The sequence below is a fragment of the Neisseria sp. HMSC074B07 genome (assembly GCF_001810355.1).
In the GTDB taxonomy this organism is placed as follows: domain Bacteria; phylum Pseudomonadota; class Gammaproteobacteria; order Burkholderiales; family Neisseriaceae; genus Neisseria.
Genome location: NZ_KV800949.1, coordinates 61117 through 61695, shown reverse-complemented (window position 1 = coordinate 61695; position 579 = coordinate 61117). Strand labels below are relative to the sequence as shown.

General features: G+C 50.1%; 1 protein-coding gene. It reads right to left on the bottom strand.

Annotation, left to right across the window (positions count from 1 at the left end):
• On the bottom strand, positions 1-579 hold a 579-nt coding region (locus HMPREF2726_RS07995; RefSeq protein ID WP_148132496.1), incomplete at both ends, for a calcium-binding protein.

Here is a 579-nt window from a genome sequence, read left to right as displayed (position 1 = left end):
AGCCTGTCAGTGTCAGGTTTTCGACGTTGGTTGGAGCGGTATAGGAAACGCTGCTGTAAATAGTATCGGTACCCTCGAACCACTGCTCGGTGACAGTATCATTTATATTGTCCACATGATAGATATCATTTCCATATCCGCCGCTCATGCTGTCTGCACCGCTGCCACCGTCTAAAGTATCGTTGCCGTATCCACCATCGAGCAGGTCGTTTCCTTCGCCTCCTTGTAGCACGTCATCTCCGTTATCTCCGTAAAGATAGTCACGATCATCGCCGCCCATCAGCAGGTCGTTACCGTCCATGCCGTGTAGCGTGTCGTTTCCACGACCACCGCTTAAGTGGTTGTTGCCACTGTTGCCTATCAGGGTATTGTCAGAGTTGTTACCGAAACCGTAATTGTTGCCGTAGCCTGTCAGTGTCAGGTTTTCGACGTTGGTTGGGGCTATGTAAGAAACGCTGCTGTAAATGGTATCGGTACCTTCTCCCCACCATTCGGTAACCGTATCGTTCACATTATCTACATAGTAAATATCATCTCCGTATCCTCCGCTCATGCTGTCTGCACCGCTGCCACCGTCTA